The sequence below is a fragment of the Candidatus Jordarchaeum sp. genome, assembly GCF_052745115.1.
The window spans coordinates 1-17356 of record NZ_JBRAKS010000039.1 but is presented as its reverse complement, the minus strand read 5'-3'; the positions used below and the strand labels follow the sequence as shown (position 1 = coordinate 17356).

Here is a 17356-nt window from a genome sequence, read left to right as displayed (position 1 = left end):
TTAGAACATATAGGCGACTGAGAATTTTCTCAAAAATTAATTATTTTATATATATTATATATAACCTATTTATAACTGTATCTATTTTAGATAAACATTTTGCTACTAGCCTTTTTTGGACTCGTGACATTAAGGGAGTCCTTACCTTAAAAGGAAGAGGTTTCCCGAGGTTTGTTTGTTTCCAAGGATCTACCAAAAATAGCGACTTAACTCACCTTTAAGAAAGCAGTGGTCTATTAACGTCGATGGCTAAAGGCCTTTTTTCGATATTAATATATACAAATTATCAGCTAAAAAATAGTAATTGCACTTAATTCGTAACCTTGATAAATCCACAATAGTGCTCAATGGTCTCATTATAAAAGAAGATTTACGGTTAAAGCCACCCTCAAAAAAAATTAAGAAGGTAGGTGATAACCGCGATCATATTCGAATTTTTATGTTTTCAATCGGGTATGCCATGCAGGGGTGAATGTATCCGAATTTGCGGTCAGCCTCTAGCAGTGTGACGCTTTCTGGCATGAAGACTTTTCCTGAAACTAGTTTAGTGCGGCAGGTTGTGCAGACTCCTGAGCGACAAATCGCGGGAATAACTAGGCCTTCCCGTTCCAGCGAGTTCATTAGGGGTTCCCCTGCGCGTGCTTTGAAGGTCTTTTTTCCAATTACTTCCACCGTGAATTCTTTGTCAGGTGAGAGTCCTGAAGGCCATCCTGGTTCCAAGGTGACATCGTCTGGTGGACCGTAAGCTTCGCGTTTGAATCTTCTTCTGGGAAGGTTTAAACTGGCTAAATTCGTATCGCAGAAGGTGTACATTGCCTGTGGTCCACACATGTAGAATGTTTTTCCATCAGCTGTACCGATCTGGCTTAGAATGATTTCCTTCTCTAGAAAGCCACATATTCCCTTGTAACCCTCAGGGGGCTCGGAAATCACTACAGCGAATTTAATATTATCATGTTTGTTACAGATATCTTCTAGTTCCTTGTAGAAAATTATGTCTTCGGGAACTCTGCTACCATATATTAGCCATATGTTCAAGTCAAGTTTTTTATCGACAACTTCACGGATTATACTCATGAAGGGTGTTATTCCACTGCCACCAGCGAGAAAAACTAGTTCTTTGCCATCGGTGAGAGGCTCATAGTAGAAAGTTCCTGCAGGTCCCGTGGTTTCGAATTCATCTCCCACCTTAACCTTGTCTAATAAGTAATTTGACACAAAGCCGCCCTTCTTTCGCCGCACAGTTAGGTCTATGTATTCGGTCTGTGTAGGTGAGGATGAGATACTATAAGGTCTGCTTGTGAGCACGCCGTCAATATTTAAGAACAGGTTCACATATTGACCCGCTCTGAAAGGCGGTAACTTACCCTTTGTTGGCACCATTCTAAAAGTTTTTGTACTTGGCGTCTCTTGAATTATTTCTTTTACTTTAAGATACATTCTTTCGGGATGTAGGCTATCCACTATTTTCTTAACAAATTCTGGTTCCTTTGTGTAATCCCTCGGTTTTGTTTCGGACACTTTTAACTACCTCCTTTTTTCTTTTTTATTTCATTTATTACTTTATCTGCGGCCCAGCGGCCGGATATCATACTAGGTTCGTAGCCTCCCCCGGGCTGGGTCCAAGCTCCTGCAAAATAAAGACCCTTAAAAGGCCCCTCGCTGCCCATACGCGAGAGTGGACCATCTTTAGGAGTATAAGCGAATCCTAGATAGGTTCCTCCAGGGTTACCTGAATACCTCATATAGGTTATTGGTGTTGCAACCTCCACAACCTCTATATGCTCTCTTAACCCGGGCGCATGTTTTTCCACCTTGTTAATCAGCATGTCAGCGAACTTGTTTTTAGTATCCACATACTTCGACGGGGGAATATTGTACCATGGTTCAGGAGCGCTGCCCGCTGTGAGCACAATCACAGAGGTTCCCGGGGGTGAAAAGTGGGGGTCCCCCACATTGTAGGCAGTGAGTAGGACTAATTCTGGGTCGCCTAGTTTTTTTATAGAGTCGTAAACACGGTCGTGATCATAAGTGTTATAGTACCATATCTCGAAATCATTTATTCCAAGCTTCTCACAGGAAACATCTAAACCCATATAAGCGCTCACAAGGGACATAGCGACTTCACTGGATCTTATTCTTTCAAAAAAGGTTTTAGGAACTTTATCTTCCCCGATGAGGTTTAATGCGGTTGTTATGGGATTCACGTTTGAGATAATATAGTCGGTGTATATTTTTTCGTCTCTATCTGTGAGCACCCCTTTTACCTTGTCTCCCTCTGTGAGGATTTTTTTGGCACCACAGCTTAGTCTAACCTCTCCCCCGTTTTCCTCAATGACATCAACAAAAGCCCTAGCCAACATGGCGGATTTCCCAAAGATTTGTTTGGGTCCATCTCTTATATACGAAGCAAGAGCAATGGCAAAAATAATATACGAAATTCGTGAAGGTGGCAAACCTAAGTAGGGCCAATAAACGCTAAGTACTGCTCGGAGCTTTTCATCTTTCACATAGGAGTTCATTATTTCTCCCCAGGTTTTATCCATTTTACTAAAAAGATATTCTTGAAGCTGATCCTGGGTAAGCTTAGGCTCGCCCCTTTGTAGATAATTGATAGCATCATTAGTTCCGAATGCCAATTTGAAAACCTGCTTAATACCCTCGGCTTCCTTAGGAAAATTGTCCATTAAAACTCCTTCCGCCGCCTCCCTATCAGCGGGAATCGTTATATCAATGTCCGGGAAAATGGCTCGGTAATTATCCTCTAATTCTATAAATTTAACCCGGTCCAGAATGCCAATTTCTTCAAAGAATTTGTAAAGCCCACTTTTATCTCTGAGGTTTAATCCTGATAACTGGTGGAGAGCAATTTCAAACTCGAAACGACCCCTAACGAAGGTCGAAGCGTATCCTCCAGGCTGATGATGACGTTCCAATAGCAGTACGCTCTGCCCCTCTTTAGCTAATACTGCTGCTGCGGAAAGACCACCCAAACCCGCACCAATAACCATTACATCGTATTGGTCAACCATAATTGACCCTCCAAAATTACATTTTATCTCCCAAACAATTCTTTTTATACAGAGAAATTGGTAATATTGAATTTTCTAGGATATTCCACCTATTTTTATTTTTCTAAATTATCGTCCTTCATCCTTTTTAGCAAGTATTAGTTCAGCTGCAGCCTTACCTGACAGTACACAGTTTTCGTAGGCTCCTCCTGGCTGGCTCCATGCACCCGCTAAGTAGAGTCCTTTTAGCGGTCCTTCCTGTGGAAGTCTTAAGGGTGGGCTTCCAGCAGTGGAGAAACTGAATCCGAGATAGGTTCCTCCATGGTTACCGGTGTATCTCATTATGGTTAAAGGTGTAAATACTTCCACCACCTCAATGTGTTCCCGGAGTTCTGGTGCTACCTTTTCTGCTTTTGTAATCAGTTGCTCTGCAAGTCTATTTTTAGTTTCTAGATATTTGTGGGGAGGCAAATCGTACCAGGGGTCTGCATAACTCGGAGCGGTAAGAGTGATTACTGATGTTCCGGGTGGTGAGAAATCAGGGTAGGCTAGGTTGTATGTAGTTATTAACTGGTGCTCTGGTTCTTCTAGGGTAAAAGCTTTTTGGTAAGCCTTATCAAAGTCAGGATGGTCGTTTAAACCTATTTCAAACTCTTTTATTCCAAGCTTTCTATATGGAATCTCAAGACCCATGTAAACGCCAATAAGAGACATTCCCACCTCGTTAGACCTGAGCTTATCAAAGTATGAACTAGGTATTTTGTCCCCTCCTATCAAGTCTAGGGACATAGTTAGAGGATTAGCGTTGGAAATAATGAAATCCGATTTCACCTCTTCATCATCATCTGTTAAAACGCCAGTTACTTTATCTCCCTCAGTAAGTATCTTTTTAGCCCCACAGCCGAAGCGAACTTCACCACCATATTCTGTGATGAGCTCCACAAAAGCCGCAGCGAAGCCATGGGATTTCTCCTTGGGCTGTGCCCCTCCATAGTGAAAGAGATGGGACATGGCAACCGCAAAGATAATGTAGTCCACCTTTTTGGGGGGTAGACCCAGAAACATCCACAACTGAGAAATTATGGCTCTCACCATGGGATTCTTAACTTCAGGATACATTATTTCCGCACAAGTTTTACCCAAGTACCCAAGCAGGTTCTGTGAGAGTTCTTCCTGGGTGAGACTGGGATCTCCTTTTCGAAATTTGTTGATGGTTTCAAAGGTTGCAAACATCCTGTTTAAAAAATTTGTTATGTCTTCGCTGTCCTTGGGGAAATTTTCTTTTAACACGCTTTCAATATTTTCCCTGCCAGTGGGTAGAGTGATTTCAAAGTCTGGAAACACGCATTGGTAAACATTCTTCAGTTTCGTGAATCCTACCTTCTTGGTAACACCGAGTTCCTCAAGATAAGGAATAAGATTTCCGGTTTTCCGCTCCAAATCCGTACCAGAAAGCATGTGGAGTGAAGCATCAAATTCGAAGCGCCCCCTAATAAAACCGGTAGCACAACCACCTGGTAGTTCCCTTTTTTCGAGAAGAAGAACACTCAACCCATTCTTAGCGAGCAGAGCAGCGGAGGAAAGACCTCCCAAGCCACCACCAATAACTATTACATCATACTTCTCAGACATTTCTCTCTCACCACTTCAACGCCACAAAAAATGGAAACAAAAAATTTGGAAAAAGATTTTCTGATTCTTGATTTTAATTTTTTAGGTGAAGATATTATTTATAGATATTCTAAACACAATACTAAAATTTTAATAACGAATCTAAGTGCAATTCTAACATTTTAATAGAGAAAATAATTAGGGATACTCCTTTACGTCAAATTTTTGTTTCCTCTGGCTGTCCATCACAGTCAATGCACACACATAAACATCTCTTCCCGAAAAATATTTAATAATTTCTCCTGTGGAATATAAAACTATTATGGATTAGAGAAGTAAATAATAAATGAGAGTGTTGCCGTAATGCCACAAGTATTAATTGTTTATTGGAGTAAGTATGGAAACACCAAACAGGTGGCAGAAACAATAGCTCAGGGAATAAAGGCAGCCAAACAGGTGGAAGTAACAGTCAAGGATGTTAAAAAAACTAAACCCGAAGAAGCTTTAGAATACGATGGGTTAATTATTGGTTCCCCAAATCACGGAGGAGGACCGGTTGGGGACATCAAGAAATTCTTGAAAAAATTGGAAAAGCTTGATTTAAAAGGAAAAACAGGCGCTGTTTTCGACACACATGCAGGTACCGGCTTTGGAGCTGTTCAAAAAATGGAGAAACAGATTCGGGAAAAAATTCCAGGCCTAAAACTGGTGGCTCCGGGTTTAGCGACACAGATTAAGGGGTTTTTGAAGGGCCCACTTGTTGAAGGAGAACTTCTCAAAGCTGAGGAGTTCGAGAAAAGTATTTCGACCAAGATTTGAAAATATTTAACGTTGTTAAGTTAATAAACAGTGATAAAAAGTTTTTTTTAAAAAAAGGACTTTCACAATTTTTCATTCTTTTTATTTTGCGATTCTTGAGTGTTGTTTTTATTGTGCCGTAGGTAGAGTGTGAAAAATACCAAACCAGCGAGAACCATGACCAGAGCGAAGAGCATCGTGTATCTGTATCCCCATATTTGGCTGATGACTCCTCCGATTAGGGGTCCCACAACGGTTGAAAGGCTTAGGGTGAGATTAAGTAAACCTACTGATGTTCCTCTTTCAACACCGCTTTCGGCTACGAATTTTAGAGAGCCGATATATAGCAGCGACCATGAGAGGGCTAGAACTAGCTGCATGGGAATTGTTTGCCAAAAGTTTTGTGCTAAGAAGTATAAGGCGAAGGTCAATGCGGAGAATGAAAGCCCCGCGATAACTAAGGATGTGCTTTTGAACCTATCTAGGGGTCTCATCATGAAGAATTGACCGAAGGAATTTAACGCGTATAGTATTCCTATCCAGAACTCGCTTGCACCCAGCTGGCTTAGGAAGAGTGGGAAAATAATCCATGTAGCGTAAGCGCCCGTGTGTCTCATGAAGAACGCTATGTAAATGGATATGTTTCTCTTAATTACATGTTTTGGAAACAAGGGTACTTTGAGTTTAACATCGGAAATTGGCATTCTTAGTGCAACTATAAATCCTAAGAAGAAGAACAAACCTGCGAAGAGGAATACTTCCCAGTATATAGCAAGAATTCCCGCCATAAGGTTGCCCAAACCCCAGCCCAGAGAACCGTAGGATACAAATTTACCCAACTTTTTCCTCAGTTCGTAGCCGTAAGCTATCAAGGCTTGAGGATAAATTCCCCCACAGAAACCCGCTAAAGACCAAGTTATACCCAGAACAGTCGCATTGGGAACCAAAAACTGCACAGAGAACATCACCGCAGAACTTAACAAGCCAGCTAGTAAGAGAACCCTTCTCCCGGTGACATCGGCAGCCCAGCCGAAAATATATGAGGAAACGAGCAGAGCCAGCCCATATCCCGCACCGATAATACCGAGCATGGTGTCTGAAGCCCCCAGATCCTTAGCAAACAGAGGAATAATGATAAAACTAGTGGCTATGGAAACATTAGCAAAAAACATTATGGCGTTAGGCTTTAGCATGGAGATTTCGGAGGCTTCTTGCTCGGTAACCATTTTTCTCCTTGTTTTTCTGTTCCGTGAACTCCTGTTTCCCATTTTGACATTCATCTTTTGTACTTGTTTTGATTTGGAAATGCCCATGGTTAGGGAATGAATGAAACTTTAAACATGCAAGCTTTAATGCTTTATGGTTAATTAGAACATGAAGACCATAAAAGTGGGCTCTCGAAAATTTGATAGCTATCTCTTTTAATTTCCACAAGCTCTAACTGAAAATTCTTTCCAGCACATTGTGTAATAGAAAAAAAGTTGAAATTTTGTGTTTATATTTTTTTAGCTCTTGAGGAAACGTCCTGTAATATCTGGTTTAGTAGTTTGATTAGTTCCATATTTGTGGTGTATACTCCCAATGGTTCTGGTGTGGCCACTGCTAGTATCATTTCTTCGCTGTCCCGGTTGAAGGCGTATATGTTTCCGGGGTTATGTTTGAGTTGGATGTGTGCGGGCATTGGTGGAGCTTTTCCTTCGGCGTCTGTGATTAATATAACTCTCTGGCGTGGTATATGTGTTAGATCCTCAATGGGTACATCCTGTATTGTTGGGGTAAGTATGGTAATAGTGCTCTTGGTATTTCTAATGAGAGTTTTTAATAGATTTAGTATCTGTTCTTTTCCCACCACTCTTTCAGTATCCTCAAAGGGTTTGGGTTCTATCTCTTCGGAGAGTTTCATTATTCGGGTTATCAGCTTTAGCGTTTCTTGAGTATTGGTTATTGCCTCAATAATTTTTTCCGCTATATCCTCTGTGAAAGTGTTTAGGGCTAGTGTTACGTCTCTTTCGGTTTCTTCGGAGCTTATTTTGGTCATGGTTATGGTTTTGCTGATTTCTTTCAGATGGCTTGAGGTTGCTTCTTCCAGCTTTTGTTTCAGTGCTTTTTCCATGTTTGTGTACTGGTTGTTAATGGTTTCTTCAAAGGCGGTGTGATCATCTTTTAGGCTCTCAAGGGTTTCATAGGTTTTGGATTTGAGTTCGGAATGGAGTTTTTCAAATGAAAGACTCAACTCTCGGTCGAAGTCTAGGAGTTTGCTTTCTAGGTTTGCGAAGGGCTTGTCTGTGATTCCAACGAGGCTTTCCAATTTGACTTCAGCAGAGTCTCTGCTCTCTCTACTGTGCCGGTCTAGGGTAGATAATAGGTCGTATTTTATTTTCTCTACATAACTTGGCAATTCCTGTCCAAGGGCTGAAACCACCTCTAACACTCCTTTTTGCAGCTTGCCTTGTTTTTCGTTTATCTCGTCTCTTTTTTTAACTAGAGTCTCCCCCAATTGTTCTTTTTGTTCCATGAGTTGTTTTTTCAGAACTGCGAATTCTTGGTCAAGTTTTGAGTGTACATCTTTTTCTGCTGTTGCCTTTAATTTGATGACTTTCTCTACGTAGCTGTTTAAGCTTTCTTTTAAGCTGGCTAGAAAGTTTTCCAGTCTTTTGTTGGTTTCGTTAACGGATTCGTTTATTTCTGATTCCAAGTCTTCTTTAAGCGTGACCTTTTCCTCGGAGAATTGTTGCAGAATTTGGCTTCCAAGAGTTGATGTCAGAGTGGATATTTGTTCCGCAAAATCCTCCACCTCAGCAACCGATTTCCAGGAAATTTTTTGTATTTCTTCTCTTGACGCGATAAAGTTGTTAACCGCATCCCTAGCCTGATTAATAATTTTCTGTTTGTCTGTGTTGGTGTTTTCCAGTGCTTGTTTGAGGTTTTCGATGCTTTCTTCAATCGAGTTCTTGACCATTTCTGAAAGTGGTTCTATTCTAATTGTGTCCTGAATCTTAGCGAAAAGGCTACCCAACTGTTCCTGTGCTTCTGAAGAAATCTTTATCGTGGTTTCGTAGTTTTCAACCATTGTCTTCTGTAAAATTTCTGAGAGTTTCGCCAGTTGTTCACCGATTCCACTTTTAATAAACCCGAATACGGTTAAGCAATTATCCCTGTTACTTGTCACGTGGCTGATGGCATCATTTTTAATCTTCTCTATTTCACGGAGTTGCTTATCGATTTGTGTATCAATCTCTGAGTGGAATTCGCTGAGGTTATTCTCATTTATGGTTTTGAAGTTTGTTATTTCGGGGGTTATAGTGTTTTCAAATGTGTTTTCTATTTTTTGGCCGAGGGCTTCTCTTGTTTTGACATCTTCGTCTAGTAATGATTGAATGGTTTTTCCGGTTTTCTTTTCGAAGGATTCACCAATGTACGTTAAACTTCTGTCCAGTTCGTCAAGAATATTTGTGGACACCATACTAAAGTTTTCATTAAGGTCATTCACAGATTTTTTCAGTTCATTTTTTAATTTTATAATTTCTTTTTTACTGAAGGTAACTCTATCTAGGAGTTCCTCTGTTTCTTCCTTTCCAAGTGAGAATTTTTTCTTGTCACCGCCCTTGTCTTCTATGAACTGCAGAATGTCAATCATCTTGCTTAGTGCGGTTGTAAAGGTTTCTTCAAAACTATTCACTCTACTTTTTTGAACCGCAATGCTGTCGGTAAAATTAACCGAAAGATTATTTTTAAGAGACCCTGACTCAGAATTAAAATTGGACACAAAATCCTCCAAATGCTTCTTTGTTAGTTGGGTTCTTCTTTCTAATGAGTCATTTAAGTTATCTATGAGATTCTTGTTAGATTCGCTTATTTTGCTTAGAAGTGGTTCTACGCGGTTTCTAGAAGTTTCCAGAGCGTTTTCTTTCCGACTCTGTATCCTTTGCCTAAGGATGTTGCTTTCTTCCACTATTTCTGTTACTTTTGTTTTCAGTTCTTTCTCCGCTTTCTGAAGCTCTTCCTCTAAAGATGTTTTCAACGGGGTTTCCTGCTCGAAAACAAACCTTTCTATATTTTCTAATTGCTCTCTGAGAGCATCTGAGTCAATCGTCTTTCTGGTGGATAGACTTTCTTCCCACTCCATTGTTTTTTTCTCAAAATTCTCCCTTAGTTGCCCAAGGCTTATTTTTAATTCTTCTTGGGAACCTTCTAAGTTTGTTTTCACCTGCTGACTGACCGCCATTAGCTTCTCTTCCACATCCGATCGGGCTTTATCAAATGACTCTATTATGAAGTTACTCTGGCTATCGAATTCTTCCATCGCCTTTTCTAAGGTTTCAACAATTTCTGTTGTCCGATCCTTATAACTCTTCATCACACGGGAGATTTCTGATCGGGAGTGGTTGAGAAATTCTTTTACTTTTGAGTTTACCTCTTTTGATTCTTCAAGTATTGAATCTCTAAGCTTTATGGTTTGAGTTTTGATAGTTTCCTCAATCTCTTTTATAAATTCGACTAGTTTTTTTCGATTAGTTTCGAGATTTTTTCTAAAGTCCATTAAAAGTGCTTCGTTCATACTCTGAATCTTTGTGATGTGTGTTTCGGTTAGAGGTTCCAATTCTTCCATGAATTCTGAGATTCCCGACATTGCGGTCTCTGCGATTTTTATAGCGTTTTCATTAATTGTGGTTAGTGGTTGTAGGCTGATTTCTCTGACCTCTTTTATAGATTGGTCAAAAGCATAGTCGAGGTCTGAGAATAGTGAGTTAACCTCGGAGGTTGATCTCCCAGATACATCACTGGTTCTTGATTCTATTGTCTTAACAGTGTCATTCACAGCGGACTCCAGTTTTTCTTGAAACTCGTTTATAGTGATTCGTGTCTGTTCTATGAAATCGCCTAACACGTTTTGGGCGGTTTCTTTAATATCTTTTATGTCGCTCCTAAAAGTTCCCACCGACTGGTTGGCTTGCTCTACCAGAATTTTTATTGTTTCTCGAGAGTTCTTGTCATGATCGCTAAGCATTTGCTGCAGGTATTGTTCGATGCTCTGGGATAATTGACTTGCCTCGGATTGGAATCCTTCTAAAATTTCTTTAGTTGACTCGAGAAGCTGAACCACCATTTGATTACTGCTATCTTTAGTTTCCTTTAAATAATTTGATAGGTTCTCGTCTAATTTGGTTTTGAAAGATTCCATGTTTTGACTCAGGCTTTGGATGGCACCTTCGGCGCTTTCCATGATGTTGTTTTTCAGATTTTCAAGTTTGTTTTTCAGAGTTTCGGCAACTATTCCGGTGAGTGCTATGCGGGGTGTTAGTGCGATGTAAAAATCAATTTTTCCCGGTATCTTTTTGATTACACCCATGGATTGCAATGTTTCAAGTTCTTGGGAAACTTCAGGTATGTTTAAACCCGTATAAACCGCTAATTCGGACGCCGTTTTCGCACCGAGCCCGACACAGGTGGCGTAAACCTTTGCCTGGTTGCCGGTTATTCCTATATCTTTCAGGGTTTCCTCCCATGCTCCCATTTTAGCCTTCCCCCATCTTTGAGATTTCTTTTTCAGCTACCTCCAATTGTTTATAGGCCTCTCCCAAAGCTTTCAACAAGTTTGATAAGTTTTTAGATATGTGTCCTCCACTCTTTTTCAATTCGTCCTCAAAGGCGGAGAAATTGTTGATGAGCGTTTTAACGTTTTCCTGTATTTCCGACATTCCACTCTTAATATTTTTCAATACTGCTTCGTCTAGTTCAGATAATTCTTTCTTGGTTTTTTCACTCTGTTTTGCAACTTTATTTGAAAAACTTGTGCTAACAGCTTCAAGATTTTTTCTTATTTTTTCATTTACTGAAGTGAAGTTTTTTTGAGAGTTTTCAGTCATATTTTGTATAAATTCTTTTATAGACAATGTTTCACCATCAGCTGTTTCAATTATACTTGTTTTACTATTTTCTAATTCGTCTTTTAAATTGTTTATACAATTTGAGATAGTGATCTTTAAGGAGTCCTTCAATTTTTCGACTGATTCCCCAGTTACTGAGTTGGTTTCAGCCATACCCTCCGCCGTTTTTCCACAGAACTCCCCAACCAATGTTTCAACATTGGATCGTAGATTTTGGTCCAATTCTTTCAATTTCTGTTCCAGTATATTTTGAGCTTCAACTGTCTTAGTCACGGTCCCATCAAGGATTTGTTTTAGATTTTCTTTTGATTTCTCAACTTCTTCAACCATTTTGCCTTGAGATTCCTCTATACTACTTATCAGACCTGATGAAACACTTTCCCCAATATCCCCAATCAATTCACTAGTATTTTTCATAGTTTCGGAAGTCTTACTTTTGAAATTTTCACTTTGAGAAAAAAGAAAATCTTGATTATTATCCAATATTTTCGAAACATCAGCCATAATATTGATCTGCATACTTTTGTTCTTTTCAACATACTGCCCTAAAGACGCTGAAATTTTTTCCATAAAGTCCTTAGTTGTTTTATCAAAATCTTGTTTTGCCTCCGATAATTCAAGATCGAAATCAGTTTTTAGTAACGAGGCATCTTCGTGAAAATTTTTTATGGAACCAGTTACCAGTTCGGTGAACTGTTCCTCATAACTTTGTAGAGCCGATTGAATCTCCTTCAGCTGTGATATAAATGTGTTATTGATATTATTATTTATTGAAATCACTAGTTTTGAAATCTGTTCCAGAGCATTTGAGAGATCTCCACTGATTTGATCCTCCAGAGTCTTCATGCTTCCCTCTAACTGCTCCAATTGTCCTACCAGCTGAGAAGAGAAGCCGGAAAGAAGCTCTCCTATGTTCTTCGAGAAATCCTCCTCTTTTAAACTAACTACTTCGGAGAGCTTTTCTCTAGTTCGGTTGCCAATCTCTTCTATTTCTTTAATTTTATTCTGAGCTATGTCATTTAATTCGCTCTTTAGCTCTTCTTTCACCCTTTCGATATATGCTATATCTTCCTCAAGCATGCCTTTTAATTCATCCTTGATAGCTACGTGGGACTCCACCATCTTATTCTTATACTCATCGGATATCCTTCCTAATGAACTCATAGTTTCAGTTTCTAAGGTTTCCAACCTGTTTTTCATCTGACGTACTATAGATTCCGAAATTTTTTTGGTATCCGAAAATAGGATTGAGATTTTATCTTGATAATTGTCTAAAAGTTCTGATGCTTGGGTGCCAAAATCGGTGATTTGAGTCTCGAAAGTGGTAAAGTTTTCTTTTAAAAGATTGCTTTCCGATTCTTCGAAGCCTTGAATGCTAGAAAAAACTTGGTTTTTTAGACTCTTAGAAAGTGTTAATAGTTGTTCCTCTTGCTTCTTTCTGCGTTCCTCCATTTGGGAAAGAAAGGCTCCCGCATTTTCGTCAATTTGGGAAATAAGCATATTCAATTCATTTTCTAAACTTGATTTAGTATCATTAATATTCTGACAAATACTGCTTTTTGATCCACCAATCTTCTCACCAATCTCTGCGTCAGCTTGTTGAAGTCTTGATGCTAGCTCCGTAGTTATTGCATCTATTCCCTGATTTACAAAGTTAATTTGAGTGTTAATTTCCTGTTCCAAATTTTTTTCTATATCTTGCATCCAGTTAGTGATCTTGTTCTGAGCCTCTTTTATAGATGTTGAAAATCTCCTTTTTAGATTATCCTCACTGCTTTGAAACTCCCTCGAAATAGATTTCAAATTATTTGAAGAAACGCCGATTTGCTCAGTTATGGCTGAAACGGATTGACCGATTTTTGCTTCAATTTCCTTGACCACATTTTGAGTTTCTTCTATGCTTGACCTTTTATCTGCAATTTTTTGGCGAATTTTTTCCATCATTATTCCTCCTTAACCACAGCCCTTTGCTTTAAAGCCTCGAATTCCTTAATGAAAACCGGCTGCTTACTAAAAAAGGAAATAGCCTTCTCGTAAAGTTTATTTATTCTATCACTATCCCCCGCCCTGAGATAATGTTCAAAAGCTCTCCGATAGAAAACCCGAGCCATCATTTTAAGCCCCTCCTCCCAATAATCGTCGCCCATTCTTTCATAAATCAAAGCTGCACCCCGAGCTATAGAACGCGCTTTCCACTCCACCCCGGAAGCATCAAAAAGATCCGTGGCGTGAGAGAGCAGAGATCTCGAATAAAAATCTCTGTCTTCCGCTTCAAACGACTTAGCTGCCTTCTCAAGGATCATTCCCGCACGTTCATTGTCGCCCATTTTCTCATAGATACCAGTAGTTAAACGAAACAGTTGAAAGGATTCGAAGTAAAGCCTTTTTTCTAAAGCAGAATTTGCACAGGCCTCAGCATTCGCAGCAAGCTCCAACGCTAAGGCTGGTTTATCTTGCGAGATCAACATATTTGCGGAGTCCTTCAACCATTCAAAATAAATTGGATCTATAGTCGCTTTAACCTCTATTGCTCTTCCAATTACTTTTAATAGTGTTCTTGCTCGACCATAGACTTGATCCACGTTAATAAGAAGTCTTAACATTTCGTATATTGCGTCAGATTTTAGCCACGCAGAGGAGTCATCAACCTCTATTATCCCCTCCGAGATAAGCGAATTTAAAGCCTCTTTACTTGATTTTTCCTCAACCTCCGAGCCCAGTTCCTCCAAAGGAATCATATTAAATTTTTGTGAAACAATATTATCTATCAAAGTCTCCTTCTCCATATTAAGTTCTATTAAGGCACTCAGAGCATTCTCCTGTATCTTACTGTTCACCTTTCGAAAGAGCTCGATACTTGGTTCAAGCTCCCCCTTACTTGTTTCATTAAGCAATCCACAAACAAACAGAGCTAATTTAAAAGGAATACCTCCCGAAGCTTTAGCTAACTCCTCTTTTAGAACATCATTAATCTTCATTCCAGTAACTGACTGATACTTCTGAAGTAACAAGCGAATATCCTGCGTAGAGAGGACATCTAAATCCAAGACTTGAAACAATTCCGGCTTATCACCCAATAATAGGTCGAGAAACCTCCTGTCAATACACACAACGAAAAATAAGTTAAATCCCATATCAGCTAATCTAGCTGATACCTCTCGGAGTAAAACATAAGCGGTGTCATAACCCAGCCAGGCGAAACGCTCAAAATTGTCACTAAAAACCCCTACTACCTTTCTCAGCTTATCTTGCACCTTATCCATATCCTCGAAAAACTGAGCTAAAAAGTATTCCTGCTCATTTTCTCCCAACTCCTTAGAAATCGGCGGAACGGACACAAACCTTTTTTCACCCATAAATCTTTTCCTTGCATCAGGTGCATAACTATCAACGGTTCTTTTCACATCATCGAAAAACATTCTCACTCCAAAAGTAGAAATAAACTTAACCAGCACCTCAACACCTTCCATCTCCGCTATCTGAATAAACCGCTTCATCAAGGAAGATTTTCCAATACCAGGAACCCCAGAAATAACAAAAATGTTCTTATCCGCAGAACCGGTTTTGATACTGGATAAAAACTCTTGAAATGCACTTATCTCCTGAGACCGGCCGGTAAAAAGCTCTCTATCCGCCGGCTCAATACAACTAATTCGCTTCTCCAAAATAATCACCAATTGAAAACTTTCCACCGTTAAGAAAAAATAATGGGAAAAATAGTAGATAAAGATTTACTTTTATCATTAAAAAATTAGAGAAAAAATAGAGCTGAAATAAAGGTTTAAAGCTCAAATTAAAATTTCTTACTCTTTTCTTTGTCTATGAAATCATAATAGTTTAGAGTATTGCTTATGGCTTTTGCAGCTCTGTCCACAGAAGGAAAGACAGGAAACCCTTCGGTTTGAAAAAGGTTTTTCAATTTTCTGCCCTCTTCCTCGTAAAAGGAGGGTGGTAACGCTACCAAGAATGGTTTACCCAAAGTATCACGAACATACTTTGCAGAGTCAACCAAATTTTTTACTAACACATTATAATCATCAAGAGCGTTCCTTCGCTTAAAAAAAATCGGAAGACGATCCAGAAGTTCAAAAAGCACAACATCAACATCATCTTCGGAAGCCGCTATATTAACTGACTTCGAAATTCCATCAACACTAAAATAAGCAGAAGGAATGTCTAAAGGATTCTTAGTACTAGTACCCGCGGGAGGAACTATCTCATGTATTTTCCTTCGGGATTCCTCGCTGATTACTGGAACTTCTAATCCAAGCTCTACACAAATGTCTGATTGAATAACACTAGAACCCCCACTAAAAGAAACAATTAATATTCTCCTACCACGCGGCTTTGGAACACGAGTAAAAGCTAACATGGTATCCGTTAATTCCTCCACTGTACCCACGGTGACTATACCCAACTGTTTAAAGACCGCCCCCCAAATATTGGAAGAACCGGAAAGAGAACCCGTGTGCGATGATGCAGCTCTAGCCCCCTCAACCGTACGGCCACCTTTCAAAACCACAACTGGTTTCCTTAGATTTGCCTTTTTTAATATACCAAAAAGTTTTCTCCCGTCTTTTACACCCTCTAGGTAAGCGGTGATCAAACCGGTTTTTGGATCCTCCGCAAGGTACTCAATAAAATCCGCAGCATCCAAATCCGCTGCGTTACCAAAACTAACAACCTTACTGAACCGGATATCTCTTGCACGACCAAGCATAACTATACCAACCGCAAAAGCACCCGACTGGGAAACCAGAGCTACAGGACCACTCTCCAAGGGAAAATCATAGAAGTAGGTTACCCTCGATTCTGGAACATATAATCCCATACAGTTAGGACCAATGATTCTTACTCTCCCCGCTCTCGCAGTTCTCACAAGCTCCTCCTCTAATTTAACATCCTCAGGATTACCGGTTTCACTAAAACCAGAAGTAAAATAATGGACGGTTTTAACACCCTTTTTCACACACTGATCCATTAAATCAACTGAGAGGCGAGCGGGAACAGCAGAAATTACATAATCAATGGAATCATCTATATCCAAAACACTCCGATAACATTTCAACCCGTGAAAATTGTCTCGATTCGGATTAACCAGATACAATTTGCCCGGAAAATTAGCTTCAAGTAAGGGTAATATAAAAAGAGCACTCTGTTCAGAAGCGCCCACAATAGCTATGGACTGTGGATGAAACAACTCTTCAAAATACTGGTACCGCCCAGGATCCAAAGGCATCACCCTCAAAAAGTGGATGAATCAAACAATCCTAGCACTAGAATTTAACATTTTCTTAATGATAACAGAGAGTATTTCTAATTTACTAATTATTTTTTAATCCAAGACTAATTCCAGATAAAGTTTGATTCAAAACCGGTTTCAAAAACCCAAAACATTTTGGGCGAACAATTTAATTTAAAAACATAATTTTGATTATAGATTTAGATACAACAATATATAAGTAACATAAAAAATATATTTATTAGAAAAAAATTTTAATTTAAAGTTTACCTCTTAGAATCTTTGGGGGAAAGAAAATGTTAAGCATTAAAAAAGGAGTACCCACTGAGATATCGAGTCTCTTGGAGCAGGGAGGATACTCTCTCCACATAAAGGGTTTACAACAGTAGGAAGATTTAATACTAAATAATACCATATATGGCTATGTGGTACTATGAAACTAGCTGACTGGGCTAGAAAACACGGTATAGACTACAAGACCGCCTACCGCCTCTACCGCTCCGGCAAATTCCCAAGACCAACAGAACAACTACCCACCGGAACAATACTCGTCCACGAAACACCCACCACAACCAACAACGCCGCCCTCTACGCGCGACTATGCATTACCCATAAGTGCTACGAGTAATTGCTTTCCTCTAATTTTATGCAAGATACGCATATTTTCTTGTTCCCACGATAAAAAATATTACGTATATGATAAAAAATTAGAGAGCAAAAATTACCCATAATAATTGTGGGTAATGCATAGCTAACAGTTCGGGTAGGACTGGATGCTTATTTAAGAAATAGTCCATATAGCTCCA

General features: G+C 39.4%; 10 protein-coding genes. 2 read left to right on the top strand and 8 right to left on the bottom strand.

The window, feature by feature from the left end:
• Positions 1-423: 423 nt before the first annotated feature.
• The 3 genes from ACUVXA_RS04640 to ACUVXA_RS04630 form a co-directional block, all read right to left on the bottom strand.
• Positions 424-1521, bottom strand: a complete 1098-nt coding sequence (locus ACUVXA_RS04640) for an FAD-binding oxidoreductase (protein WP_445870074.1) — start codon at positions 1519-1521, stop codon at positions 424-426.
• A gap of 2 nt (positions 1522-1523) precedes the next feature.
• Positions 1524-3032, bottom strand: coding sequence for a phytoene desaturase family protein (locus ACUVXA_RS04635; protein WP_445870073.1), 1509 nt, complete (start codon positions 3030-3032; stop codon positions 1524-1526).
• Between the two features lie 108 nt (positions 3033-3140).
• Entirely contained in the window at positions 3141-4643 is a 1503-nt protein-coding gene (locus ACUVXA_RS04630; protein WP_445870072.1) for a phytoene desaturase family protein, read from the bottom strand.
• A 342-nt stretch (positions 4644-4985) separates the two neighbouring features.
• Between ACUVXA_RS04630 and ACUVXA_RS04625 the strand changes: the two genes are divergently transcribed.
• On the top strand, positions 4986-5441 hold the full coding sequence (locus ACUVXA_RS04625; protein WP_445870071.1) for a flavodoxin family protein: 456 nt from the start codon (positions 4986-4988) through the stop codon (positions 5439-5441).
• Positions 5442-5503: 62 nt separating this feature from the next.
• Here ACUVXA_RS04625 and ACUVXA_RS04620 read toward each other — a convergent pair whose 3' ends face one another.
• From ACUVXA_RS04620 to ACUVXA_RS04600, 5 genes are all read right to left on the bottom strand, one after another.
• A complete protein-coding gene (locus tag ACUVXA_RS04620) occupies positions 5504-6646 on the bottom strand; it encodes an MFS transporter (RefSeq protein ID WP_445870070.1) in 1143 nt (380 codons plus the stop codon).
• A 269-nt stretch (positions 6647-6915) separates the two neighbouring features.
• Positions 6916-10935 carry a helix-turn-helix domain-containing protein gene (locus ACUVXA_RS04615; RefSeq protein WP_445870069.1) on the bottom strand — a complete coding sequence of 1340 codons (4020 nt, stop codon included), beginning with the start codon at positions 10933-10935 and terminating at the stop codon, positions 6916-6918.
• A 1-nt stretch (position 10936) separates the two neighbouring features.
• Positions 10937-13252: an apolipoprotein A-IV repeat region-like domain-containing protein gene (locus ACUVXA_RS04610; RefSeq protein ID WP_445870068.1), complete on the bottom strand. Its 2316-nt coding sequence runs from the start codon at positions 13250-13252 to the stop codon at positions 10937-10939.
• The gene (locus tag ACUVXA_RS04605) at positions 13252-14973 is read right to left on the bottom strand and encodes an AAA family ATPase (protein WP_445870067.1); all 1722 of its coding nucleotides are present in this window, start codon (positions 14971-14973) and stop codon (positions 13252-13254) included. Before ACUVXA_RS04605 ends, ACUVXA_RS04610 begins: the two co-directional genes overlap by 1 nt.
• A 128-nt stretch (positions 14974-15101) precedes the next feature.
• Positions 15102-16541: an acetate--CoA ligase family protein gene (locus ACUVXA_RS04600; protein WP_445870066.1), complete on the bottom strand. Its 1440-nt coding sequence runs from the start codon at positions 16539-16541 to the stop codon at positions 15102-15104.
• Between the two features lie 442 nt (positions 16542-16983).
• On the opposite strand from ACUVXA_RS04600, the gene ACUVXA_RS04595 reads away from it, so the two are divergent.
• Positions 16984-17178: a hypothetical protein gene (locus ACUVXA_RS04595; protein ID WP_445870065.1), complete on the top strand. Its 195-nt coding sequence runs from the start codon at positions 16984-16986 to the stop codon at positions 17176-17178.
• Positions 17179-17356: the final 178 nt, after the last annotated feature.

What these genes read in the sequence shown, in the direction of transcription:
- ACUVXA_RS04635 (WP_445870073.1), bottom strand. Translation starts at nt 3,032, where the DNA reads ATGGTTGACCAATACGATGTAATGGTTATTGGTGCGGGTTTGGGTGGT.
- ACUVXA_RS04630 (WP_445870072.1), bottom strand. Translation starts at nt 4,643, where the DNA reads ATGTCTGAGAAGTATGATGTAATAGTTATTGGTGGTGGCTTGGGAGGT.
- ACUVXA_RS04625 (WP_445870071.1), top strand. Translation starts at nt 4,986, where the DNA reads ATGCCACAAGTATTAATTGTTTATTGGAGTAAGTATGGAAACACCAAA.
- ACUVXA_RS04620 (WP_445870070.1), bottom strand. Translation starts at nt 6,646, where the DNA reads ATGGTTACCGAGCAAGAAGCCTCCGAAATCTCCATGCTAAAGCCTAAC.
- ACUVXA_RS04615 (WP_445870069.1), bottom strand. Translation starts at nt 10,935, where the DNA reads ATGGGAGCATGGGAGGAAACCCTGAAAGATATAGGAATAACCGGCAAC.
- ACUVXA_RS04610 (WP_445870068.1), bottom strand. Translation starts at nt 13,252, where the DNA reads ATGATGGAAAAAATTCGCCAAAAAATTGCAGATAAAAGGTCAAGCATA.
- ACUVXA_RS04595 (WP_445870065.1), top strand. Translation starts at nt 16,984, where the DNA reads ATGAAACTAGCTGACTGGGCTAGAAAACACGGTATAGACTACAAGACC.